This is a genomic window from Paenibacillus sp. FSL L8-0644 (assembly GCF_038008165.1).
GTDB lineage: Bacteria > Bacillota > Bacilli > Paenibacillales > Paenibacillaceae > Paenibacillus > Paenibacillus polymyxa_D.
The window spans coordinates 5,032,755-5,054,784 of sequence record NZ_JBBOYN010000001.1; the positions used below are offsets into that span (position 1 = coordinate 5,032,755).

At 48.3% G+C, this 22,030-nt stretch carries 24 protein-coding genes and 1 riboswitch; all 24 genes read right to left on the bottom strand.

All coding sequences use genetic code 11. The features are described 5' to 3' along the window. Position 1 precedes the first annotated feature (1 nt). The 24 genes from NSS94_RS22725 to NSS94_RS22840 all read right to left on the bottom strand — a co-directional run bounded on the left by NSS94_RS22725 (position 2) and on the right by NSS94_RS22840 (position 22,009). On the bottom strand, positions 2-547 hold the full coding sequence (locus tag NSS94_RS22725) for a F0F1 ATP synthase subunit delta (RefSeq protein WP_029518507.1): 546 nt from the start codon (positions 545-547) through the stop codon (positions 2-4). Continuing rightward, a complete protein-coding gene (gene atpF / locus NSS94_RS22730; protein ID WP_023990709.1) occupies positions 544-1,032 on the bottom strand; it encodes a F0F1 ATP synthase subunit B in 489 nt (162 codons plus the stop codon). The genes NSS94_RS22725 and atpF overlap by 4 nt, the downstream gene beginning before the upstream one ends. A gap of 113 nt (positions 1,033-1,145) precedes the next feature. Next, on the bottom strand, positions 1,146-1,370 hold the full coding sequence (atpE, locus tag NSS94_RS22735; RefSeq protein ID WP_025683777.1) for a F0F1 ATP synthase subunit C: 225 nt from the start codon (positions 1,368-1,370) through the stop codon (positions 1,146-1,148). Positions 1,371-1,474: 104 nt separating this feature from the next. Beyond that, positions 1,475-2,299, bottom strand: coding sequence for a F0F1 ATP synthase subunit A (gene atpB / locus NSS94_RS22740; RefSeq protein ID WP_341040187.1), 825 nt, complete (start codon positions 2,297-2,299; stop codon positions 1,475-1,477). A 29-nt stretch (positions 2,300-2,328) separates the two neighbouring features. Beyond that, positions 2,329-2,709: an ATP synthase subunit I gene (locus tag NSS94_RS22745; protein WP_069010012.1), complete on the bottom strand. Its 381-nt coding sequence runs from the start codon at positions 2,707-2,709 to the stop codon at positions 2,329-2,331. Continuing rightward, entirely contained in the window at positions 2,702-2,956 is a 255-nt protein-coding gene (locus NSS94_RS22750; RefSeq protein ID WP_069010013.1) for an AtpZ/AtpI family protein, read from the bottom strand. The genes NSS94_RS22745 and NSS94_RS22750 overlap by 8 nt, the downstream gene beginning before the upstream one ends. A 171-nt stretch (positions 2,957-3,127) precedes the next feature. Then, complete coding sequence (gene wecB / locus NSS94_RS22755) at positions 3,128-4,297, bottom strand: non-hydrolyzing UDP-N-acetylglucosamine 2-epimerase (protein ID WP_069010014.1); 1,170 nt, start codon at positions 4,295-4,297, stop codon at positions 3,128-3,130. Between the two features lie 109 nt (positions 4,298-4,406). After that, the gene (gene upp / locus NSS94_RS22760; RefSeq protein ID WP_013312332.1) at positions 4,407-5,036 is read right to left on the bottom strand and encodes a uracil phosphoribosyltransferase; all 630 of its coding nucleotides are present in this window, start codon (positions 5,034-5,036) and stop codon (positions 4,407-4,409) included. A 356-nt stretch (positions 5,037-5,392) separates the two neighbouring features. Then, a complete protein-coding gene (locus NSS94_RS22765) occupies positions 5,393-6,658 on the bottom strand; it encodes an ABC transporter substrate-binding protein (protein ID WP_340886625.1) in 1,266 nt (421 codons plus the stop codon). Positions 6,659-6,673: 15 nt separating this feature from the next. Continuing rightward, positions 6,674-7,510 carry a carbohydrate ABC transporter permease gene (locus NSS94_RS22770; protein WP_318627941.1) on the bottom strand — a complete coding sequence of 279 codons (837 nt, stop codon included), beginning with the start codon at positions 7,508-7,510 and terminating at the stop codon, positions 6,674-6,676. Further along, on the bottom strand, positions 7,510-8,391 hold the full coding sequence (locus NSS94_RS22775; RefSeq protein ID WP_029518514.1) for a carbohydrate ABC transporter permease: 882 nt from the start codon (positions 8,389-8,391) through the stop codon (positions 7,510-7,512). The genes NSS94_RS22770 and NSS94_RS22775 overlap by 1 nt, the downstream gene beginning before the upstream one ends. Positions 8,392-8,564: 173 nt before the next feature. Then, positions 8,565-9,815 carry a serine hydroxymethyltransferase gene (gene glyA, locus NSS94_RS22780; RefSeq protein WP_165146166.1) on the bottom strand — a complete coding sequence of 417 codons (1,251 nt, stop codon included), beginning with the start codon at positions 9,813-9,815 and terminating at the stop codon, positions 8,565-8,567. A gap of 120 nt (positions 9,816-9,935) precedes the next feature. Next, the gene (locus NSS94_RS22785) at positions 9,936-10,523 is read right to left on the bottom strand and encodes a TIGR01440 family protein (RefSeq protein ID WP_341040188.1); all 588 of its coding nucleotides are present in this window, start codon (positions 10,521-10,523) and stop codon (positions 9,936-9,938) included. A 219-nt stretch (positions 10,524-10,742) separates the two neighbouring features. Continuing rightward, positions 10,743-10,824: riboswitch (ZMP/ZTP riboswitch) on the bottom strand. Positions 10,825-10,902: 78 nt separating this feature from the next. Next, entirely contained in the window at positions 10,903-11,487 is a 585-nt protein-coding gene (locus tag NSS94_RS22790) for a low molecular weight protein arginine phosphatase (RefSeq protein WP_029518516.1), read from the bottom strand. A 103-nt stretch (positions 11,488-11,590) separates the two neighbouring features. Continuing rightward, entirely contained in the window at positions 11,591-12,151 is a 561-nt protein-coding gene (locus tag NSS94_RS22795; RefSeq protein WP_029518517.1) for a manganese efflux pump MntP, read from the bottom strand. Positions 12,152-12,477: 326 nt separating this feature from the next. Further along, positions 12,478-13,725, bottom strand: coding sequence for an L-threonylcarbamoyladenylate synthase (locus NSS94_RS22800; protein ID WP_341040189.1), 1,248 nt, complete (start codon positions 13,723-13,725; stop codon positions 12,478-12,480). A 155-nt stretch (positions 13,726-13,880) separates the two neighbouring features. Next, positions 13,881-14,573, bottom strand: coding sequence for a stage II sporulation protein R (gene spoIIR, locus NSS94_RS22805; protein ID WP_341040190.1), 693 nt, complete (start codon positions 14,571-14,573; stop codon positions 13,881-13,883). A 258-nt stretch (positions 14,574-14,831) separates the two neighbouring features. Continuing rightward, on the bottom strand, positions 14,832-16,025 hold the full coding sequence (locus tag NSS94_RS22810; protein ID WP_029518520.1) for an FtsW/RodA/SpoVE family cell cycle protein: 1,194 nt from the start codon (positions 16,023-16,025) through the stop codon (positions 14,832-14,834). A 75-nt stretch (positions 16,026-16,100) separates the two neighbouring features. Beyond that, on the bottom strand, positions 16,101-17,000 hold the full coding sequence (prmC, locus tag NSS94_RS22815) for a peptide chain release factor N(5)-glutamine methyltransferase (RefSeq protein ID WP_340886632.1): 900 nt from the start codon (positions 16,998-17,000) through the stop codon (positions 16,101-16,103). Positions 17,001-17,003: 3 nt separating this feature from the next. Then, positions 17,004-18,071, bottom strand: coding sequence for a peptide chain release factor 1 (gene prfA, locus NSS94_RS22820; protein WP_013312344.1), 1,068 nt, complete (start codon positions 18,069-18,071; stop codon positions 17,004-17,006). Between the two features lie 271 nt (positions 18,072-18,342). Then, on the bottom strand, positions 18,343-19,443 hold the full coding sequence (ychF, locus tag NSS94_RS22825; RefSeq protein ID WP_013312345.1) for a redox-regulated ATPase YchF: 1,101 nt from the start codon (positions 19,441-19,443) through the stop codon (positions 18,343-18,345). A 133-nt stretch (positions 19,444-19,576) separates the two neighbouring features. Then, complete coding sequence (locus tag NSS94_RS22830; protein ID WP_029518522.1) at positions 19,577-20,068, bottom strand: GNAT family N-acetyltransferase; 492 nt, start codon at positions 20,066-20,068, stop codon at positions 19,577-19,579. Continuing rightward, complete coding sequence (gene fni, locus NSS94_RS22835; RefSeq protein ID WP_341040191.1) at positions 20,065-21,165, bottom strand: type 2 isopentenyl-diphosphate Delta-isomerase; 1,101 nt, start codon at positions 21,163-21,165, stop codon at positions 20,065-20,067. Before fni ends, NSS94_RS22830 begins: the two co-directional genes overlap by 4 nt. Before the next feature lie 352 nt (positions 21,166-21,517). Beyond that, entirely contained in the window at positions 21,518-22,009 is a 492-nt protein-coding gene (locus NSS94_RS22840; RefSeq protein ID WP_318627943.1) for a DMT family transporter, read from the bottom strand. Positions 22,010-22,030: the final 21 nt, after the last annotated feature.

Sequence of the window (22,030 nt, forward strand, 5' to 3'; positions counted from 1 at the left end):
TCTATACTCGTCTGTTAAAGGATTTCTCGAGACGATCCAGCTTGCCGGCCAGACTGCCGTCGTACAATGTATCGCCGATAACCACTTTTAATCCGCCCAGCAGACTCGGGTCCACTATATTTTCCACACGGATTGTTTTATGTTCACGGGCTCCGAATTCCTCGGCTACCGCTGTTTTTTCCTGATCACTTAAAGCATAAGTCGAATACACCTTTGCATGAGCAAGTCCCAGCTTGTATTCCTGAATATCGAGGTATCCGGCAAGGAGAGATTCAAACAAATCTGCTCTACTACGCTGAATCAACAGTTTGATCGTGTTAATTAGCGAGGCAGACAACTTGCCTTCAAAACTGTTAGCCAGAACTTGAAGCTTGACCGCTTCCGTAATGTTAGGAGAATTAATGAATTTACGGATTTCAGCATCCCCCGATACAGCCTCTACAAAAGCACGTAGCTCCTGCTCGGTTTCCATAATGGTCTGTTCCTGCTCTGCCACTTCAAACAAAGCTTTCGCATACCGTTTGGCTACTACCGTATCCCGGCTCATGCTTTGCCTCCTACCTCTTTAAGGTATTGGTCGACAAGCTCTCCCTGGACTTGGTCTTCCTTGATTTCCTTTTGAATCAGTTTGGAAGCAATTTGTACCGAAGCTTTACCCACTTCGCTGCGCAGTTCGGCAACCGCCTTATTACGCTCGCTTGTGATTTCACGAACAGCTTCGTCTTTCAGGCGGACAGCTTCGTCTTTAGCCTGAACAATAATTTGCTCCGCTTGTTTGTTACCTGTTTGTTTTGACTGCTCAATAATGTCGTACGCTTCCTTACGTGCCTGCTGGAGAGCCTGCTTTTGCTCCTCAACATAAGCAGCAGCCTGTTCACGCGTCTGTGCCGCTTCATTCATTTGCTGTAATACAAGCTGACGCCGCTTCTCCATAACGGAAAAGAGAGGTCCGAATGCATAACGCGTTAGTAACCAGTACAAGATCAAAAATGCAATAATTGTGAAAACGATACTTGTCCAATTTAAACTCAATTGAAGTCACTCCTTTCCGGTGAACGTCAGTCCTAGTTATCCCTTAAGCCAAGCAACAAAGAAGGCGCGGATGGCTGTGGCCTTCCCCGCCAAACCTTGCAAGTTTCAAATTATTATGCCTTAGCGTAGAAAATAAACGCCAGAACGACCCCGATAATAGGCAAGGCTTCAACCAGACCTACACCGATAAACATTACCGTTTGCAAAGTTGATTTAGCCTCAGGCTGACGAGCGATACCTTCAACTGTTTTACTTACAATCAGACCGTTACCAATACCTGCGCCGAGCGCACCCAAACCTACTGCGATAGCTGCTGCTATTAATGCCCAAGCTCCCATTTAAAAAATCCTCCTTAGAGATGTGTATTTGTGTTGTACATGTATTTGCAGTTAAGAGCGAAGCGTACTCCTGAACTTAACTAAAAACCCGAAACTAATTTTAACTAATGCTCTTCTTCATGCGTGTCAATTGCCTGCGAAATATATACGAACGTCAAAATGGTAAAGACGAACGCCTGAATACTGCCGACAAAAATACTGAATCCTTGCCAGACCACGAGTCCCAATACGGAAGCAACCATACCTCCCACACCAAGTGCTGTCATTTTCAGCAGAACACTGATCAAAACTTCGCCGGCAAAAATATTACCGAATAGACGCATACCATGTGTCAACAGTTTTGAGAACTGCTCAATCAAGTTAATTGGCAAAAAGAATGGAAATGGCTGAATGTAATGCTTGAAGTAAGCTTTGGTATTACGGAAAATCCCCAGGAAATGAACCAGGACAAAGATCATCAAAGCCAGTCCAATGGATACCCCTGCATCTGCGGTAGGTGATTTCCACCAGCTGATACCTACATGGGCAGCTTCGCCCGGGTGAGACGCCTGTGCTTGTTCTAATGCTTCTTTGACTGGAATGATTTCATGTCCAAATACTTGGGCACTTTGCGCATTATCGAACTCGGTCACAATCCCGAACGGTAAGCCCAGCATATTTCCGACGAAGATGAACATGATCAGCGTCATCCCCAAGGAGAGGAATGGCTTCCCTTTTTTCAAATCCATCGTGCTGGTAATCAGTCCTTGAACGAATTCGACGACCCATTCCATAAAATTTTGCAGCTTGCTTGGATTTTCCACAGACAAATTGCGCGTTGCAGCAAATGCCAGTCCAAATACAATCGCGCAAGTCACAACCAGCATAATAATGACGGACAAGTCAATGTTAAATCCGCCCAATTCGATAATCGGTGATTCATGCAACATGTTTTCTCACCCCTTTCTCAGTTGAGCCATCATTTTTCCTGTAGCGCGAATATGATGCCTATAATTAAAAGAAGAAATTGTCCAGTCACCAGGCTTGCCATTACAGCGATCTCATGGAAATAGGCTGGAAATTCTAGCGCCAGCACTACTGCCAAAATAGAGGTCCCTACTCGAACGCCAAAGCCAATGCCCACCTTTTTCTTCTTGCCTTCACCGGCGGCTGCATTCGCAACCTGTCGAATTTTGTAGGCCATATACAGCACATTAAGACAGCTTACTCCCGTTCCCAGAATGATTCCGTGAGCAATGTCACGATGTTGGGGCATGAAGGCGGAGACCAGGAAACACAGAGCCATAATACCAAGCGCTACGATCCATAACATTTTTTGCATACGGGTCATCTCATTCATGGTTATCCCTCAATACCTTTCCGATCACAAGGGCAATACTTAATGCGCCTACAACCAAGCCTGCGAGAACGCTTACGCCAATCCAAATTCCGGAGCCATCAAGTTTAGCATCGAGCCACTTTCCGGCATAGAAACCACCCAATGTGCATATCGCCAAATCAATGCCGATCGCGCTCACCAATCCAATTGCCTTGAAGGCATTCCCGGTGTTATTTCGGTTGTTGTTTTGCTTGGAAGGTTTGACCACTTTTCCATGTCACCCCTGCAATTCCAGTCCATTTTACTTAAATATAAGATGCTTTGTCAATTGAGATATTTTAGCGCCCTAAAGTATAAAATCAAACGACAAAGCATCTTAAATTGCTGTATCCCTTGGTAACCGTACAGTTTAACTGTATGCTTGCCTTGTAAAGAATAATTATATCGGACGAACACCTTTTGTGAACATTGTGTGAAATTCTTCAGGACGTTCGGATTGAACGCCATAATGGTGCAAAATCGCATTGACAATTCTTACTGATGCTTTTCCATCGCCGTAAGGATTCGCTGCCTGACTCATAGAATCGTACAACGCGGAATCTGTCAAAAGTGCCTTGGTCCGATTGTACACGTTCTCTTCGCTCGTACCCACCAGTTCCAAGGTGCCCGCTTCAATTCCCTCCGGTCTTTCAGTCGTATCACGCAGCACCAGAACAGGTACTCCGAACGAAGGCGCTTCTTCCTGAAGCCCACCGGAATCCGTAAGGATCAGATGTGTATGTGGGTAAAAATTGTGCAGATCCACGACATCCAGCGGATCAATCAGCTTAATACGCGGATGGTTGCCTAAAATCTCAAATGCAGGTTCCTTCACAGCCGGACTCGGATGAACCGGATAAACAATAGCGATATCCTCAAACTCATCTGCAATGCGCTTAACTGCATTAAAAATCTGACGATGCGGTTCCCCTTGGGATTCCCGACGATGTGCTGTCATAAGAATCAGGCGTTTGCCCTGAGCCCAGTCCAGTACAGGGTGCTCGTAATCTTGGCGAACCGTATACTGAAATACGTCAGTTACTGTATTGCCTGTAACATATATTCGCGATTCAGGCTTATTTTCCTTCCGCAAATTTCCAGCCGATAAAGAAGTAGGCGAGAAATGCAGATCAGACAGTACGCCTGTAAGCTGACGGTTCATTTCTTCAGGATATGGAGAAAGCTTGTTCCACGTTCGCAAACCCGCTTCCACATGCCCTACTTCAATCTGCTGCATAAAGGCTGCATAGCTGGCGAGGAAAGTCGTCAGTGTATCACCGTGAACCAACACGATATCGGGCTTGGCCTCACGCAATACAGGTTCCAGACCTTGAAGTACCCGCATGGAGATTTCATTCAGTGTCTGGCGATCCTTCATTACGTCCAGATCATAATCAGGGTGAATATTGAAAACTTCCAGAACCTGATCAAGCATCTGGCGATGTTGAGCTGTAACGCATACCACGGACTCGATATGCTCCGGGTGACGCTGAAGCTCCAAAATAAGAGGAGCCATCTTAATTGCTTCCGGACGCACACCAAAAATTGTCATCACTTTGATTTTGGACATTTTCTGTTGAACCCCTTTTCATAATAAATGTCCGCTTCACAGATCTTCCATTATTTAAAATAAGGACCTGTATAACGTCCATAGATTTTGCCGAACTGCCAAAGGCAGTCTACTTGGTTCCGTACAAGCGGTCTCCCGCGTCACCAAGACCCGGAATGATATATCCATGATCATCCAGACGCTCGTCCAGTGCAGCGACATAGATGTCTACATCAGGATGTGCATCCTGCACAGCTTTGACTCCTTCAGGAGCAGCAATCAGATTCATCATTTTAATTTGAGTGCAGCCTCTCTTTTTCAACACATCAATCGCTGCGATCGCCGACCCGCCTGTTGCAAGCATTGGATCAATCACGATCAATTCGCGCTCAGTTACATCTGTAGGCAGCTTCGTATAGTATTCTACGGGTTGAAGTGTCTCAGGATCGCGGAACAGTCCCACATGACCTACCTTTGCTGCAGGCAGCAGCTTTACTACACCATCCAGCATACCCAAGCCTGCACGCAGAATCGGAATAAGACCCAGCATACGTCCGGAAATCACTTTACCTTCTGTCTCAGCAACCGGTGTCTGCACCGTAATGCTTTCCAGCGGGATATCCCGTGTAATTTCATAAGCCATCAATGTTGCTACTTCATCCACCAGTTCGCGGAAATCCTTGGTGTTGGTCCGCACATCGCGGATAAATGTAAGTTTGTGTTGGATCAAAGGGTGATCACAAACCACCAGTTTCGCCATAATATATTCCCTCCGGTATTATCGTCACGTTCTTTCGCACCAGCATATCGAACTATCCTGAGTCGAAAGGATCTATGTAACCTATTTGTACAAACCAAATAAGCACAGATGCAATGCGTGCCTGTAAATCCTGTTTATTATAACATTCCCTTGATTGATTTAACACCTGCCACCGTAACCTTTTGTCAAGGGAAAGATATGACATGTAAAATAATGAATAGGACTGCTTTACGTGTGACTTTCGTCACGTAAAAACACAGCAAAAAGGCTCTGACGGCCCTTGACCGCCAAAGCCTGAAGGCTTTATACTTCCTGCCCGAGCTATAGCCTTTGCCTCCTCATGCAGAGGTATTCTTTTATCTATACTTCAAATTGTCCCATGCCCCCTGAAATTGCTGAAGCATTTCATCCTTTGTGATAACTCCTGCAATATAGGCTTGCATACTACTGCTTAAATCCTGATTCAGCCCCTTCGGAAAGCGCTGGAAGTTCCAACTCCATATCTTGCCTTCCCTCACATGCCGAGATATTTCTGCACCTAGATCGCCTGTCGTCTCGTCGCTGGACGTAATACTTTTGAAGGCGGGAACAAACTTAAACTCCTTGGTGATATAATGCTTGCCTGTTTCTGATGTGACCAACCAATTGAGGAATTCTTTTGCCTCCTGCTTTACAGGTGAATTTTTGTTGACCACCCAGTTCGATGCCACTCCCACAGCGAGTCTACCTCCTGTGGAGGGATCATTGTCTATAGGCGCAGGCAGAATACCCAAATTCAAGTTAGGATTAATTCCATCTATTTGCGGTTGCGTCCAGTTCCCCTGGTGCATCATAGCAGCCTTACCTGTCGAAAACAGCGTCACTTGTGTATTGTAATCCGTCGTGAGCGGATTGCGGTTCCCATATTTTATAGTCAGGTCAAGCAACTTCACCCACTGATCGAACACCGGGTTACCGGGGATGCGAGCCGTTCCTTTGTTTAAATCCTCAACATAACTTTCCGGGTTCGGCTGTCTGGCAAACGGAATATTGATAAAATGGTTCCCCAGAACCCACCATTCCGCATACCCGTTAGCAAAAGGTATAATCCCTGCCGCTTTCAGTCGCTTGGCCGCTTCCTCCAGTTCATCTATCGTCTGAGGTAGTTTGGTTATGCCCGCTTTTTTGAACAAATCCTTGTTATAAACAAAACCAAATCCTTCTAGGTTCATAGGCTGTCCATAAATCTTACCGTTAACCGTCATCGGCTTACGAGCGAAATCGTCCAGATCCTTTACCCATGGCTGATCCGACAAATCCTCCAAGTACTCCAACCACGTATCGCGGTCCTGGTAGCCCTCATTTGTGAAAATGTCCGGCTGATCGCCTGATGCGAATTTAGCCTTCAACGAAGCACCGTAGTCCGTACCACCACCGACAGATTGGATATCCAACTTGATGCCAGGGTGCGCTTTTTCATATTCTGCCTTCAGCTTATTTAGCGGTTCCGAAATCTCTACTTTGAATTGATAAATGTGTATCGTTTTCGTTTCACTCTGTTGAGCCTTCGTATTTCCGCAACCTGCAAGTGTACATGCGAGCAGCACCATCAAGGAGATGACAAGCAACGCTGTTCTTTTCATCGGATATCCCTCCCTTCAGCCTTTGACCGCACCGGCTGCAATGCCAGAAACGATGTATTTTTGCATCACCAGAAAAAACACAACAATTGGCGTGATCCCCAACACCAGTGCTGGCAGCGCCAAGTCCCATTGCTTGGTGTACTGACCAAACAACATATAGGTTGCAATCGGAATGGTGCGCAGCTCAGGATCATTCAAAATGAGCGAAGGCAACAGATAGTCATTCCATATCCATAAGGTATTCAAAATAAGCACAGTTACGAACATAGGCAGCAGGAGTGGACAAACGATGCGAAAGAACACCCCGTACCGGGATGAACCGTCCACCCTTGCCGCCTGCTCGATCTCAATAGGTACCGTTTTAATAAAGCCATGAAAAAGAAAAACGGATAAAGGCGCCCCAAAACCCAGATAACATAGGATCAGTCCTGGTATACTGTTGTTTAAGCTCAATACGTTGGACACTTCCATAAGCGGCAACATAATCGATTGAAAGGGAACTACCATTGCTGCCACAAGTAAACCGAATAAAAACCGATTAAAAGGAGTGTCATGCCGAACCATCTGGTAAGCGGCCATCGAGCTGATGAGCAGCAAAAGCGCATTACTGACGATCGTGACAATCAGTGAATTCCCCAGTGCTGTGGGAAAGTTTATTTTATTCCAGGCGTTAGCATAGTTTTCAAAACGGAAGGTTGTCGGCCACGAAGCGGAATGGGCCAAAATGTCACCAAAGGATTTAACGGAGTTTACGAGCAAAAAATAGAATGGAACCAGAAAAATTAACCCGATCACAATAAGCAATATTTCAGCAACCCATGTGCCCAAACGGTAGTTTGACGTTTTTTCCATTACATTTCGACCTCCTTTTTCTTCGTGAGACGCACCTGAATGCTGGTAATGATCGCAACGACCACGAAGAAAATCATAGCCTTGGCAGTTCCCAATCCAAGTCGATTATTTGTAAACGCTTCATTATATATGTCCAACGCTACAGACTCTGTCGACTTGAAAGGTCCCCCCTTTGTGAGAGCCAAATTCAATTCAAATACTTTAAAGGACCAGGATATCGCCAGGAACAAGCAGACGGTCACCGCTGGCATAATAAGTGGCACTACAATATGACGCAAAATCTGTCTTCGGCCCGCGCCGTCAATTTGAGCCGATTCAATCAGGGCAGACGGGACATTATTTAACGAAGATATGTAAATAACCATGAGATAACCTGCATATTGCCATACAAACACAATGACAGTTCCCCAAAAAGCAGTTGGCCCATCACCCAGCCACGGCAGTTTAAAAAAGGAAAGCCCTGTTGCCTCCCCTACCGCAGAAAAGCCGCGTACAAATATAAATTGCCAGATGAAGCCGAGCAGCAAGCCGCCAATCATATTGGGCATAAAAAATACAGTTCGCAGTGCATTACGGGTACGCAACGGTTTGGTAAGTGCATAGGCTAGGAAAAAGCCAATCAGGTTCGTTAGAATGACACCACATACGGTAAACCGAACTGTAAACCAGAACGCATTACGGAAATCTGGATCATCCCTAAATATATGAACGTAATTCCCTAGCCCGAGCCATCGGATATTTTCAGATACTCCATCCCAGTTCGTCATGGAATAATACAGCCCCAGCAGGAACGGAATGACCATAATCAAGACGAAAAACAACGCCATCGGTCCCACAAATACGAGCTGCTGCAATAATTGCGCGGATTTTCTTTGACTCAATGTAATCACTCCTTTGTCGTAGATATAAAGGAAAGCGCACATAAACCTTTACTGTAATCGCTTATTACCCAAAAATGTAAGTTTCGAGTCGTTTGGAAGCAAAAAAAGGCTGTTCTCCTCCGGCTTACGGAAGGAAAACAGCCTATAACATAAAGATTATGAATGTCGATGAATTAGTATTGAGTTCCTGAATAAATCGGGAACTTATCTGTTAACTCACCAACCGCTTGGCTTGCTTTGGACAATACAGTATCATCTTTCGGGTTTTTAAGGGTTTCAGCAATGATTTTACCGATTTTGACCATAGCCTCTTCATCCATCCCACGAGATGTTGCAGCAGGTGTACCAATACGAATCCCGCTTGTTACGAATGGACTGGTCGGATCAAAAGGAATCGCATTTTTATTGACCGTGATGCCCACGGAATCCAATACATGCTCCGCTTCTTTACCTGTGATATTCAAATTGCGCGTATCCAACAGCATCAGATGGTTATCCGTACCACCGGATACAATGTTAATCCCCTCAGCCAACAGTGTTTCAGCCAGCACCTGTGCGTTGCGGACTACATTTTGCGCATAGGTTTTGAACGATGGCTGGAGCGCTTCACCCAAAGCAACCGCTTTGGACGCGATCACATGCATCAGTGGCCCCCCTTGAGTACCAGGGAAAATAGCTTTATCAATCGCTTGCGCCCATGCTTTGCGAGTCAGAATCAGACCCCCACGCGGACCACGCAGCGTTTTGTGTGTCGTTGTTGTTACAAATTGGGCATGCGGAACTGGACTTGGGTGAATTCCCGCTGCCACAAGACCTGCGATATGTGCCATATCCACCATGAACAAAGCACCTACATCATTGGCAATGGAAGCAAAAGCTTCAAAATCAATAGTACGCGGATATGCACTCGCGCCAGCTACAATCAGACGAGGGCGGTGCTTGAAGGCTGCCTTGCGCACTTCATCGTAGTCGATGCGGAAGTTGTCTTCGCGCACACCATAGGCAGCAAAGTTATACAACAAGCCGGAAGCGTTAACCGGACTTCCGTGTGTTAAATGGCCACCATGCGCCAGATTCATACCCAGTACAGTATCTCCAGGTTTGAGAGCTGCCAGATACACCGCCATGTTGGCTTGTGCTCCAGAGTGAGGCTGCACGTTAGCATGCTCAGCGCCGAACAGTTCTTTTGCTCGGTCACGTGCGATGTCTTCAACGATATCTACATGCTCACAGCCACCATAGTAGCGTTTGTTTGGGTAACCTTCAGCATATTTATTCGTCAGCACGGAGCCCATGGCTTCCATTACTGCTTCACTGACAATGTTCTCGGATGCGATTAGCTCGATATTGTGGCGTTGTCGTTTCAGTTCAAGTCCCATTGCTTCCATCACTGCTGGGTCACTTTTACGCAGGTGTTCCATCATGATTGATTACTCCCTCTCCATAGTCAATTGTTGGGTATACAAGCTAACGCCTGCTCCTCTGTTGGGTACCTCATCATCATTGCAAAAACGATTAGTACAAACATGCCGCCATGCCAAATGCTAATCGCAGTTTCCGCCGACTTCTTGCTCCAGACTGTACACCGCCCGTTGTCCGCCAATAAGTGGAGGACGGGTGAACGCCGCTGTCACACGTGCTTCGCCAATCCAGCGAAGGCTTGGGCGAAACGGAACAGCAATCGGTCGCAGATGCATGCCAATCAGCGTTTCGCCGATGTCTAACCCGGCATGAGCCTGCACGTTCGCCGCCAAACACGCGTCGCTCATAGAACGATAGGCGACGGTAGCCATAGAGCCTCCTGCTGTACGAACAGGAACAGCCGCAACCTCCATCAGTCCCAGTCGCTCCAGTACAGCCCGTTCAACGACCAACGCTCGGTTCAAATGCTCACAGCATTGAAACGCTACATCAAAGCCATACTGCCTGCGAACGGACTCTACTCCAGATAACAGTTGTTGAGCCACATCGAGCGCTCCCGCCGTGCCAATTCGACTTCCAGCCACTTCACTTGTGCTAACGCCGATAACCAGCAGGCGACCAGCCCTGAGACTGGCTGCTTCTGCGATTTCCCGCACAACAGAAGTGGTCTGTGCTTCTAGCGAAATCTCATGATCCAATTGTCCCACCATTGGAACCTCCTTTGGTTGAACAGCCTCTCAGAGACTAGGCACGGTCTCATGCCCCAAGTTCAACACACTCTCTCCTGATCACAATCTCACTATATTATAGCCGATGTTTCAGATTTCGAGCAGAAAAAATGGAAGAACCTTTGAAGGAATCAACCCTCAGCTAAACATCTGGCATAACTTGTATATGAAAAAAGAGCAGTCCACACCTATGTGGAATTGCTCTTTTGCCCAGGCGACCGGCCGTATATCCGATGCTCCATCGTGGTTAATCCCACTTTTGTCGCCAGTTACATCGGATTCTCATTTTTCCACCTTATCTTAACGGATTAACCGTCGAAAATCAACAGATTCCGTACAAAATAGATGAGTAAGAGCGATTTTATTCGGAAGAGGCCTTTAGCTTGTCCAGCAGCTTATGCAGCGCCGTGCGGATTTCCGCAGCTGTGACATCGTAGTCTTCTCGCGAACCGCCAAACGGATCTGAAATATCAAAGCCCGGAATCCGTTGGTGTAATTCAATCATTCGTTCACGCTCCTGCGCCGATAGCTCTTGTCCAAGTGAAGCCATCAACTGCTGTGAAGCATATAAACCGTCCAACTCCTGTACATCATTCAACACCGCATCCCGGTTCTCCACATATTCCTTAAGCGTAAATACTTTGCCCGCCGTTTGGGGAAAGCGCTGAATTACGTGCTGTTTATGTCCTTGCGTCAAGGTTAAGATCAGATGTGCCCACCCGGCAAGCCCGTCGCTCAAAGGGGTTGAAGTGATCTGATCGGATATATCGTGATCACGTAGAACCGCCTCTGCATGTCGGGATATCGGCGTGCCTTCCATCGCTGCCACTCCCGCAGAACGCACTTCCAGTTCTAGTCCATGCTCAGCAGCCAACTTACGCAGCATCCCTTCAGCCATTGGACTACGACAGGTATTCCCTGTGCATACAAATAAGATATTCTTCAACGTTTTCACCCCCCGTATGTTAAAAAATATATAAACAGAGGATTACTATAATCCTAATCCCTTACTTTAACCCTGCACTTATTTTACACTGTCTGAGCTAAAATCAAAACATAAACATAAAGCCGAATGCCAGCAAAATGGCACCGCCCACTGCTTCCCCGTAATCTCCTAGATTGCGGCTGACCTTGCGACCCAACAGCAGGCCCAACATCGCCATTGCTCCCCCGCAAAAACCAAATGCCAGAACAGACAGCACCAGATCACTCTGGAACATCCCCAGTGACACTCCTACAGAAAATGAATCCACGCTCACCCCAAGTGCAAACAGCAAAAGACCTAAAGGCGAACGATGATCCAATACCTGTACGCCGTCCCCTTTGAAGGAATTATACACCATATGCCCGCCTAAAAGGATGAGTAGCCCCCCTGCGAAGTAGGTCGTCACATGACCTAATAAAGAACTCATATAATGGCCCGTGAAAATTCCCAGCAATGGCATCAGAATGTGAAAAAAGCCAATAACAGTGCTGATGCGCAGCACGTCTCGCAGGCGTATCCCCTTCATGCCGATCCCTACGCCCAGCGATAACGCATCCATTCCTAGCGCTACCGCCATGATCAGAATCGTTACAACCTGCCCGGCATGGGCAGAGGCTGCCAGCATACTCCATCCCTCCATTATCCGTCTGTTCTTGTACACGTTATGCGGACAAGGGGCAAATCAGTACAAGCATGCACTGAAAGTACCCCATACCGAGAAGAGGAGGGAGGAAAATTTAATATAAGAGGTTGTTCAAAAAGTCGTCTTTCCATAACGAAGCTATTCAAGAAGCGGATTCGACGTCGAATCTTGAATTCAGCCGGGCCTTCCGTTGCTCACGTAGATCTATCTACGCTCCGCTACTCAGTCCCTAGCTTCATCCAGCCTTCTCGGTCCTGAAAAGCCGACTTTTTGAACACGCACTATAAGAGGCTCTGATTCGACAGAAGCTACAAGCGGACGATTCGGTGACCTGCCGCTTTAAGCAGGCGGTTCATAACGGCGTCGCCCAATCCTTTCGGCGGACAGGATTCCGCCAAAATGTAGGTGACGCCGTCCTCGTCGCAGCGGCGCAGCACGCCGTACAGGCGCTGCGCTGCCTCATGGAGCGCGTCTAGCTTGCCTAGCGTGTAGACGCGTTCTCCGGCGTAGCCGGCGGCATGCTCGTCGAACGCGAGCACTGCTGTGCGCTCTCCGCTGGCGGAAGCCTCCGCCAGCGCGGCGCGAATCCAGCCCGTCACCTCAACGGACGACGGGCCTTGTACCACGCTCAAGCGGCCTCGCGGCGCGTAGTGCGTGTACTTCATGCCCGGCGAGCGCGGCGCCGGGCTGTCGGTATCCTCCCCGGGCGTAGCGGCCAGCGCCCGGTCCAGCACGACGGCGCGAGCAACTGCAGCGAGCTGCTCAGCCGTCACGCCGCCGGGGCGCAGGATGGTGACCGTTCCGTCGTCAGCCGCCTGCACCACCGTGGACTCCAGCCCCACCCCTGTGGGGCCTCCGTCTAAAATGCCGCCGATGCGGCCCTCCAGATCCTCCCGCACATGCTGTGCAAGGGTGGGACTGGGTCTTCCCGAACGATTGGCGCTTGGCGCAGCCAACGGACAACCCGCTTCAGCGATCAAGCGCAGCGCTATCGGATGATCTGGCATGCGCACACCAACCGTGTCCAGCCCGGCCGTTACACGCGATGACAATGCCTGCGGTACCACTGGTAATACGAGAGTCAGCGGCCCCGGCCAGAACATATTCATCAGCGCCCGGGCTGTATCGTTTATTTCTGCTACCATACCCTCTAATTGATCAGCATCAGAAACATGTACAATGAGCGGGTTATCGGAAGGGCGTCCTTTGGCAGCGAATACCGCCTCCACCGCTTTTGTACTACGAGCATCGGCTCCCAGTCCGTACACGGTCTCCGTAGGAAAGGCTACCGTCTCTCCAGCTTGGAGGAGTACAGCAGCCTCGCGTATGCCTTTTTCCGCCGCGATCCGAGTCTGTTCAGCCGAAGTTTCGTCAGAAACACCCCCGTCAGTGTTGTTCACAGGAACCAAACATCTGACATCCCACCATTGGGTATGGGAAGACTTCAATGCCTGCTTCAGCTCGCAATTCCCCTGTTCGTCCAGCTTTTGCTCCGATTTTTCCTTTTGCACAAAATCTCCGCGCAAGTCTTGCATTTGATTCAATTTATCACTCATATCAGATCATCCCATATCTTATTGTCGTATACAGGCCAGTGATTTCGCTTGATCCTATAAGGCTACTTTGAAAGATCAGTTTATTTGGCCCTGCCATGTGTATATCTATCGTAAGCTCCATTATAGCATATGGGGAAACTTACACTCCTCAACGTTTAGGCAAACAAGCCACTCACCCAGCTGCACAGTCCCGCAAGTGCATCCCACAGAAAAAAACGCACTTCCGGCTCCTTGTCAGTGGTATTCGTCCGACTATCTCCATGATCCGTTTTTGCTGATACCGTTTGTGCCGCTGCTTCCCCACTGCCTGCATCAATAAAGCACAGCGGAGGAAACAGCACGCACCACCAATTTTGACCTTTTCCTTGCCCCAGCGTAACCCGTAGCGCTTCATAATTCCCTGCCGGGTAGACAAGACCACCGTACATTTTCGTCGGGAAAGGTACGCTCGCCAGTTCCACCTGATGATCATACGCAATGCCGCGACGAGCCAGTTCCGTACCTACCAAACGGTCAATTTCAGGTAAATGAGCATCAATCAATGATCTGGCTTGGTCTAAGCTTTGCGGGTTTTCCAGCTCACCCACCCAGGCATTCATCTGCTGCACAATAGCGTCCCGTATTTCGCGTTTAACCAGCTGATCCTCCGGGCGATCCGAATTGGCCAAAATACGCAGTCGAATGGAGTCGTGTGGAATCACTTCCAGCCCTGTTGTAGTCACTCCTGATGCTAAGGTTCCTCTTGTTCCAGTGGTCATAGCAGCATCCGTTTTTTGACCTTCCCAAGACATCATTAATATCGAAATACAAAATAATATCATTGCAGCTTGCTTTACCCAACTTCTCATCTTCGTCCCCCCAAACCCAAACTCTATCATGTCTATCAGTTTGTCCGGTTTGGGAGAGTCTAAACCTATAAGTCTTGTAAAATATTCATAACCACTTTACAGATTTTCTTCAATACACCCTCGAATCATGCTACACCAAGCTTCTGACCCTCGCCGAGGAATATAAAAAAGCCCAGATTTCACAATCTGGACTCTCGCGTTGCACCGTTTCAACTCACACACAAATACCAATCAGTATCTAGCCACAATCCACCTGTACTAGGCTTTTTTCGCCTTCGTCAAGTTCAATCTGGAAGGCTGTGGCAGATCATCCTCCAGCTCTTGGCCGTGCACCTTAATGCTCATAACCAAGCCGATACTAGCCATGTTAATAAGCAACGAGGTACCACCATAACTTATGAACGGGAGTGTAATCCCTGTAAGCGGCATAATGCCCAGAAACGCACCAATATTCTCAAAAATCTGATACAGTAACATGGACACAATCCCGACAATAATATACGGTCCGGCGCGATCCCGGCATTCCAGCGAAATCAGGATCATTCGGTGAATCAAAATAAAATATAACAATAGTAGCACTGAAGAGCCTACAAAGCCAAATTCCTCCGCTACGACCACAAAAATAGAATCCGCATACGTATAAGGAACACGCCCGGACTGTACCGAGGTTCCTTGCAAAAAGCCCTTGCCCATCATCCCGCCAGAGGCTATCGCCAGCTTGGCATTTTTGGTATGATAAGACGCCTTCGCGGTTGCCTCTTCCGGTACCAACCAAGGGTCCAACCGCTCAACCCAGTGACTACGGCCAATCCCCTTCATAAAGGAATCAATCTCATCGTGAAACGAAATATAAGCTTTGATCCCGCCGCCAACGGCGACTGCAAATACGATGAATCCGATTAACGCATGGGATGCCTTCACATTACCAATCCATAGCATACCAATGACGATGACAATGTAACCAAGCGCATTACCCAAGTCATTTTGTGCCATAACCATGGCAAACGGGACAAAGCTCACCAGAGCCACTGGAAGAACATCCTGAATGAAATACAGCCTGCTCTTGCGCTTTTTGATCAGCATATAAGTCAGAAAAATGATAAGAACCAGCTTGAATACCTCGGCAGGCTGAAGATTCAAGCCACCAATTTTCAGAAAGCCCTGAGAGTTGTTAACCGTCCCACCAAAAAATCCGAGACCCAACAGGAATATTCCGCCTCCATATACGTACAGGGCTTTTTTAATGAATATCCGAAAATCGACCATCGCTAAACCCAAGATCGCCACAAAACCCAATATATAATACCCGATCATCTTTTGATAGTCGTTGCCGTGCTCTGCCAAGTTCGTAGGGCCCCTACCTGCGCTGTATACCGTTATGATACTAATCGCCATGAGCAAAACCAGAATAAAGATAACCGGACCGTCAATTTTTTTCAATTTCTGAAGCATGATTTCCCCCTGAGCCGTTTCTCGGTCATACTCCTCTTATTCTAAAGGAAAGACTCGCAAAAAGAAAATACACCACTACTCCGAGACGCCTAGGACATGTCGTTCAATCCCTGCAAGGTCAGGAACGATTATAATATCCTTCCAATGACCTGCCTGTTCCAGCAGGCCAGCCACGTCTCTGGCCTGTCCCATCCCCAGCTCAAACCCGATTAGCCGGGGCGGAGTCTGAAGGAGTCCGAGCTGCTCCAGCATTGCCCGATACGGGCCGAGCCCGTCAGGACCACCATCTAACGCCATCCGTGGCTCGTGGTCGCGGACCTCCGGCTGTAGGCCAGCGATGTCAGCAGCCGGGATGTACGGCGGGTTGGACACGAGAATGTCCACCGTCGTTCCCGCAAATGGCGCCAGCAGATCGCCCTCGCGGAATTCTACGGCTGCGCCGTTCGCAGCAGCGTTATAAGCCGCTACTTTTAACGCGGCAGCCGAAATATCCCCTGCCGCTACGCGCCAGCTCGGTCGCTCAGCCGCCAGCGTCACGGCAATCGCACCGCTGCCCGCGCCGATGTCGAGCGCCTGAGGAGCACCGCTTGGCCACAGCCGATCGCCGTGCTGGAGTATCGCCTCGACGAGCAGTTCTGTCTCGGGGCGCGGAATCAGCACCGACGGCGAAACCGCGAACGGGCGGCCATAAAATTCCTGCCGTCCGATAATATACTGCGCCGGTTCACCCGCAGCTTTGCGGGCTATGATCCGTTCCCACGCCTCCTTGGCGGTGGAAGGGAACGGATCACCCAGAGCGGCGTAAAACGCCGTACCTTCCAATCCGAGCACATGCTCCAGCAACAAACGGGCATTATGCTGGGGCTCCAGAACGCCACAGCTTCCTAAAAAAGAAGAAGCCTCAACCAAGGCTTCTCTGACACTCATGTTTCGTTCCGGCGACATCCGATACACACAATCGCGCTCGTTCCCCAAAACTTAAACCTCTTGTTCCATCAAATCAGCCTGCTCTGCAATCGTGAGCGCCGATACGATTTCTTCGATCTCCCCGTTCATCACCTGGTCCAGCTTATGCATAGTTAGTCCAATACGATGATCCGTTACACGGCTTTGCGGAAAGTTGTAGGTACGGATACGCTCACTGCGGTCCCCGGTACCTACTTTGCTCTTACGCTCGCCTGCATATTTGGCCTCCTCTTCCTGACGCAACATATCCGAAATACGGGCACGCAAAACTTGCAGCGCCTTCTCCTTATTGGAGTTCTGGGATTTTCCGTCCTGACAGGTTGCCATAATACCTGTTGGCATATGCGTTACACGCACCGCCGACTTGGTCGTATTAACGGATTGTCCGCCCGCACCGCTGGAACAGAACGTATCCACGCGAATATCCTTGTCGGAAATTTCAATATCCACTTCTTCTGCCTCAGGCATAACGGATACTGTAGATGTCGATGTATGAATACGTCCACCTGATTCCGTCGTCGGAATCCGCTGGACGCGGTGTGCGCCGCTTTCGAATTTCATTTTGCTGTATGCACCGCGGCCGTTAATCATGAAAATAACCTCTTTAAAGCCCCCGAGATCATTCATGTTCGCGTCCATCAGCTCTACACGCCAGCCTTGGGTATCGGCATAACGGGTATACATCCGGTACAAATCAGCTGCGAATAGTGCCGCTTCGTCACCACCCGCTGCCCCACGAATCTCAATAATAACGTTCTTATCATCATTCGGGTCCTTCGGCAGCAGCAAAATACGGATTTTTTCATCCAGCTCCCGCTTACGAACACTCAGTTCTTCAATCTCCATTTTGACCATTTCACGCATCTCGTCGTCCAGCTTTTCACCCTGCATGGTTTTTGCAGCTTCCAGCTCTTCAACGACATTTTTATATTCGGTATATGCTTCATAAGCAGGCTGTAAATCAGACTGTTCTTTGGAATAATCTCTAAGTTTTTTGCTATCGTTCGCTACATCCGGATCGCAGAGCAGTTCGCTCAGTTTATCGTAGCGGTCCGCCAATGATTGCAATCGGTCCAACAAGCGATTCACCTCTTCAGTTAAATTAATATGAAGCCAGCTTCAATTTCACTGGCTACAGCTCTTTATTATACCAACTAATTCATGAATTAGCTACAAGAAATACTGACTAATTTAGGATTTTGCAAAAATCCACACGACATGTAATTCAATAAAAAAAGTCGCCGCCTAATATAGGCAGCGACCGCATTATCTAGCACATTTTAGAACACACATACTTGAGACATCGTCTTTTATATATCCGAATCGAGTATTGTACTCTAGAAATTTTATATTAAACATTAAAACGGAAATGCATAACGTCTCCGTCCTGCACTACATATTCCTTACCTTCCAGACGAAGCTGCCCCCGTTCCTTGGCCCCGTTCATCGAACCAGCAGCGACTAAATCGTTGTAGGATACAACCTCGGCACGAATAAATCCGCGTTCAAAATCCGTATGAATTACGCCCGCAGCACCCGGTGCCTTCGTTCCTTTGTGAATCGTCCAAGCGCGTACTTCCTGCACACCTGCTGTGAAATACGTATACAGGCCCAACAAGCGATATGCTGCTTTAATCAAACGGTTCAATCCGGATTCAGCCAATCCCAGCTCCTCGAGGAACATCGCCTTGTCTTCGCCTTCCAGCTCAGCAATTTCAGATTCTACCTTGGCGCTAATCGGCACCACTTCTGCATTTTCAGCCACAGCAAAATCGCGTACCTTTTGCACATATGGATTGCTGTCGGCTTCCGTTACACCATCTTCGCTAACATTAGCGGCGTAGAGTACAGGCTTCATCGTCAGCAAATGAAGATCGCGTACAATCAGCCGTTCTTCATCCGACAATTCTAAGCTACGCGCAGGTTTATCAGCATATAGCGTTTCCTTGATCCGCTCCAGCACTTCAACTTCTTGGGTGTACTGCTTGTTGCCACCCTTCATGTTTTTGCGGGAACGTTCAATACGCTTGTCTACGCTTTCGATATCCGCCAGAATCAGTTCCAAATTAATGGTCTGAATGTCGCTGATCGGGTCAATTTTGCCGTCTACATGGGTAATGTTCTCATCTTCAAAGCAACGTACCACATGTACAATCGCATCCACTTCACGAATATGAGCCAGAAACTTGTTACCCAGACCCTCGCCCTTGCTCGCACCGCGCACAAGTCCTGCAATATCAACAAATTCAAAAGCCGTTGGCACCGTTTTATTCGGCACAACCAGTTCGGTCAACTTATCCAGCCGCTCGTCCGGTACTTCAACGACGCCTACATTGGGGTCAATCGTACAAAATGGATAGTTTGCGGATTCCGCACCCGCCTGCGTTATTGCGTTAAAAAGTGTTGATTTGCCCACGTTCGGCAAGCCCACAATCCCCGCTTTTAAAGCCATAATCAGAACAACTCCCGTTTATATAAAATATGCGTTATGCCATCCGTTAGTTTACCAACCCACATTATATATGAGAACCTATACACGCGGCAAGCATACGGTTATGGAATTCAGGATTTTACTATATCCCTATTTAGATTTCTTTGCTCATCTGGATATCTGTAATCCGATAGCCCGACTTGCGATATACATGCAAAGCTCGCTCATTATGCCCAAATACATGCAACCCGATGCGGACAGCTCCCAGCCTGCGAGCCTCCTGTTCCAAAGCCTCCATCGCCATCGTACCTAGACCCCTCCCCTGGTATGAATCGTATACAAGGATATCCAGTAGAAAAGCTTCTTCTCCTTGCACGCCGTCCGTAATATTGAACCAGATGTAGCCAGCTTCCTCCTGACTCTGCCCCCCGTCATCGGAAAACATCAACATATACAGGTGAGCATGAGGTGTGTCTAGTCTCTGTGGCAGGTATTGAGCAAAACTTTCTGCCGCTCGCTCTGGTGCTTCTTCAACCGTCCATGTACCTGCTTGGATTTTCTCATCCGCATAGTCGGCAAGCGAGCGTTGTTCAAATCGATCATATTGCTCCGCATTCATCGGAACCAATGTAATAAGTCCGCTCATCCATTTACCTTCTTTCTTAGTCGAGTCGTATCTTTGAGCCCTTCTATTCCATCTATCCCAATGCCAAACATGACCGTGCGGAGTTCCAGTTCGACCTGCTCCAAACGTGCCTCCAGCGCTTCACTAGAGGCAACCGCAGAACCGAGCAAAGAACGCCCGAAGCCTGCCATGTCAGCTCCCAAAGCAAGCACCTTCGCTGCATTGACACCGTCTCTCAGTCCACCGCTGCCGATCAGAGCACCATGTGGCTGAGCGGCTCTGACTTCCACGATACAATCAGCGGTCGAATTGCCCCAGTCCGCAAACGCCTCCGCCGCCGCGCGACGCACAGGATCAGGGTTACGAAATTTCTCCACTTGGCTCCAGCTTGTCCCGCCTGCACCAGCGACATCAATAAAGGCTGCACCCGCATCATACAGTCTTGATGCCGTCTCGCCATCTATGCCCCAACCTACTTCCTTCACTCCTACAGGCACTGAAAGCTGACGACACAACTCCTCGATACGATTAAGCAGGCCGCTAAAATCCAAATTCCCTTCGGGTTGGAAAATCTCCTGCAATCCGTTCAAATGCAGCACCAACATATCTGCTCCAGCAATGTCTACTGCACGGCGACAATCGTCCACGCCAAATCCGTAGTTCAGCTGCACCGCACCCAGATTGGCAAGGATCGGGATACTGGGTGCCAGACGGCGGACTGCAAAGGTTGGAGCCAATTCTTCCCTTTCCACCGCAGCCCGTACCGAGCCGATGCCCAATGCCCAGCCGCGTCTCTCCGCTGTCTCTGCTAATCGCTCATTAATCGCTCCTGTCTCGGCGCTGCCGCCTGTCATGGAGCTAATAAGCAACGGTGTTCGTACAGCCTGTCCTAAAAAAGTAGTATCAAGGCGAACCTCGTCAAAATGCAACTCCGGCAGAGCGCAGTGCTTAAAGACATACCGCTCCAGCCCGCTGGTGATACCTTGTCCGGCCACATCTTCTTGCAAACAAAGGCGGACGTGCTCAATCTTCCGTTCGCCTGTCCGCGCGGCAGGCAACAAAGAGCCGGATCTGTTAAAGCCGTCAGGTGCTCCTTTTTTATTCTCTGTACTACTCATCTATGTTCCACCTCATCCAAAGTCACTCTGTTTATTGTATCAAGTTCAAGAAGCACAAATAAGACCGTTCCCGAACACGGTAACCGATCTATTTATCGTCTCTTATACAAATATCGTATGCCCTTAAAGTGGTTATTTTAAGATACTCTCATTGTATCATGGATGGGAAAATATATACACGATCGTGAACATTTTTTCTCCCCCATAGATCATGTTCAAAATACGCAATAAACCAGTTATTTCGGAAACTTTACAGAAAAGCCGCCCCTAATTGAGCTGCAGCTTTTCTACAAAATGCCTACTCGAAAGTATGATCCCTATCCCAGCAAGATAAAGGTCATTACATTCTCCTTTATCCCTTCATCGAATCAGGTACAGATGAAATGCTTTCTCCTTGCTCCTTCGTACGCCCGTGTCCAAATTTGAACACAAGAATACCACCGATAATGACCAATACACCGATCAGCTTGTTAATGGTAAACGGAATTTTCTCTAATCCTAGCCATCCTAATGAATCCCACAACAGGGCGGTCCCTAATTGCGCTGTCAATACAATGGAGATCGCATAGGTCGGGCCAAGTCGCTTCATTCCTTGTACCAGACAGAACACAACACCGACACCAATCATGCCACTGAACCAGTACCACGGCTGCATATGCTGTAAAGCAAATGTATTTTTCCCTTCAAAAATAAGACTCCCGAGTAAGGAAGCCAAGAACCCTGTGCCCAGCACCAATGTTGTTGTGGCCCACGATCCTGTCCGTTCATTCACCTTATTATTGAATATCGTTTGCAGACTGACCAAGGCACCTGCGATAACCGCCAATACAATTCCTAATAACATATGTTAACTCTCCCTTGATGA

What these genes read in the sequence shown, in the direction of transcription:
- atpB (WP_341040187.1), bottom strand. Translation starts at nt 2,299, where the DNA reads ATGTTGCATGAATCACCGATTATCGAATTGGGCGGATTTAACATTGAC.
- NSS94_RS22840 (WP_318627943.1), bottom strand. Translation starts at nt 22,009, where the DNA reads ATGTTATTAGGAATTGTATTGGCGGTTATCGCAGGTGCCTTGGTCAGT.
- atpE (WP_025683777.1), bottom strand. Translation starts at nt 1,370, where the DNA reads ATGGGAGCTTGGGCATTAATAGCAGCAGCTATCGCAGTAGGTTTGGGT.
- NSS94_RS22795 (WP_029518517.1), bottom strand. Translation starts at nt 12,151, where the DNA reads ATGCTGGCAGCCTCTGCCCATGCCGGGCAGGTTGTAACGATTCTGATC.
- ychF (WP_013312345.1), bottom strand. Translation starts at nt 19,443, where the DNA reads ATGGCTTTAAAAGCGGGGATTGTGGGCTTGCCGAACGTGGGCAAATCA.
- upp (WP_013312332.1), bottom strand. Translation starts at nt 5,036, where the DNA reads ATGGCGAAACTGGTGGTTTGTGATCACCCTTTGATCCAACACAAACTT.
- NSS94_RS22745 (WP_069010012.1), bottom strand. Translation starts at nt 2,709, where the DNA reads ATGAATGAGATGACCCGTATGCAAAAAATGTTATGGATCGTAGCGCTT.
- NSS94_RS22830 (WP_029518522.1), bottom strand. Translation starts at nt 20,068, where the DNA reads ATGAGCGGACTTATTACATTGGTTCCGATGAATGCGGAGCAATATGAT.
- NSS94_RS22765 (WP_340886625.1), bottom strand. Translation starts at nt 6,658, where the DNA reads ATGAAAAGAACAGCGTTGCTTGTCATCTCCTTGATGGTGCTGCTCGCA.
- fni (WP_341040191.1), bottom strand. Translation starts at nt 21,165, where the DNA reads ATGAGTAGTACAGAGAATAAAAAAGGAGCACCTGACGGCTTTAACAGA.
- NSS94_RS22800 (WP_341040189.1), bottom strand. Translation starts at nt 13,725, where the DNA reads ATGAGTGATAAATTGAATCAAATGCAAGACTTGCGCGGAGATTTTGTG.
- NSS94_RS22810 (WP_029518520.1), bottom strand. Translation starts at nt 16,025, where the DNA reads ATGCTTCAGAAATTGAAAAAAATTGACGGTCCGGTTATCTTTATTCTG.
- NSS94_RS22725 (WP_029518507.1), bottom strand. Translation starts at nt 547, where the DNA reads ATGAGCCGGGATACGGTAGTAGCCAAACGGTATGCGAAAGCTTTGTTT.
- glyA (WP_165146166.1), bottom strand. Translation starts at nt 9,815, where the DNA reads ATGATGGAACACCTGCGTAAAAGTGACCCAGCAGTGATGGAAGCAATG.
- wecB (WP_069010014.1), bottom strand. Translation starts at nt 4,297, where the DNA reads ATGTCCAAAATCAAAGTGATGACAATTTTTGGTGTGCGTCCGGAAGCA.
- NSS94_RS22785 (WP_341040188.1), bottom strand. Translation starts at nt 10,523, where the DNA reads ATGGTGGGACAATTGGATCATGAGATTTCGCTAGAAGCACAGACCACT.
- spoIIR (WP_341040190.1), bottom strand. Translation starts at nt 14,573, where the DNA reads ATGAGAAGTTGGGTAAAGCAAGCTGCAATGATATTATTTTGTATTTCG.
- NSS94_RS22770 (WP_318627941.1), bottom strand. Translation starts at nt 7,510, where the DNA reads ATGGAAAAAACGTCAAACTACCGTTTGGGCACATGGGTTGCTGAAATA.